This is a genomic window from Fructilactobacillus sp. X1R3C1, from assembly GCF_059901545.1.
In genome coordinates, this window is record NZ_JBWXUT010000013.1 from 1 (window position 1) to 1430 (window position 1430).

A 1430-nucleotide genomic window follows, 5' to 3' on the forward strand; every position below is an offset into this window, starting at 1 on the left:
TTACTGGTACTAATTGATTCACTGTCACTAGTACTCAATGAAGCACTATCACTATTGCTAGTGGAAGTACTCTGACTATCACTTGTACTTAGTGAGGCACTACCACTTACTGAGGAACTGTTACTGGTACTAATTGATTCACTGTCACTAGTACTCAATGAAGCACTATCACTATTGCTAGTGGAAGTACTCTGACTGTCACTTGTACTTAACGAAGCGCTATTACTATCGCTTGTGGAAATACTCTGACTGTCGCTAGTACTTAGTGAGGCACTGTTTCTATCGCTAGTTGAAACGCTTTGACTATCACTTGTACTTGTCGAAGCACTATCACTGTTGCTTGTAGAGATACTTTGACTATCACTAGTGCTCAACGATGCGCTACCACTATTGCTTGTTGAAACGCTTTGACTGTCGCTCGTACTTACAGAAGCACTATCACTATTGCTTGTAGAAATACTTTGACTGTCACTCGTACTTACCGAAGCGCTATCACTATTGCTTGTAGAGATGCTCTGACTATCACTGGTACTCAATGAAGCACTGCCACTGTTGCTTGTTGAAACGCTTTGACTACCACTAGTACTTACAGATGCACTAGTACTGTTGCTAGTAGAAATGCTTTGGCTATCGCTGGTACTTAGTGAGGCACTAGTACTATCACTTGTGGAAGTACTTTGACTGCCACTGGTACTTAGTGAGGCACTGCCACTGTTGCTAGTGGAAATACTTTGGCTATCGCTTGTACTCAATGATGCGCTGTCGCTATCGCTAGTTGAGATGCTTTGACTGTCGCTGGTACTCAATGATGCACTGCCACTATTGCTAGTAGAGATACTTTGACTACCGCTAGTACTCAATGAAGCACTACTACTGTTACTTGTGGAAACACTTTGACTGTCACTTGTACTCAATGATGCACTGTTGCTATCGCTAGTGGAAATGCTTTGACTGTCACTCGTACTTAATGACGCACTACCACTGTTGCTAGTGGAAATACTCTGACTGTCACTGGTACTAAATGAAGCACTATCACTATTGCTAGTGGAGATACTCTGGCTATCACTCGTACTTGTCGAAGCACTGTTACTCATCGAAGTGCTAGTAGACTCACTGCCACTTAATGAAGCACTGTCGCTAGTGCTTAATGAGGCACTAGTACTCATGGAGTTTCTCAGGCTATCACTGGTTGATTCACTACCACTTACTGAGGAACTATTGCTAGTAGAGATGCTTTGACTGTCACTCGTACTCAATGAAGCACTGGTACTATCACTTGTACTCAACGATGCACTATCACTATCGCTAGTGGAAATACTCTGACTGTCACTTGTACTTACAGATGCGCTATTACTATTGCTTGTGGAGATGCTTTGGCTGTCACTAGTACTTACAGAAGCACTGTCGCTATTGCTTGTGGAGATGCTTTG

At 42.8% G+C, this 1430-nt stretch carries 1 pseudogene; it reads right to left on the reverse strand.

The window, feature by feature from the left end:
• Positions 1 to 1430, reverse strand: a pseudogene (locus AC6UD8_RS06995) (accessory Sec-dependent serine-rich glycoprotein adhesin); the annotation flags it as partial.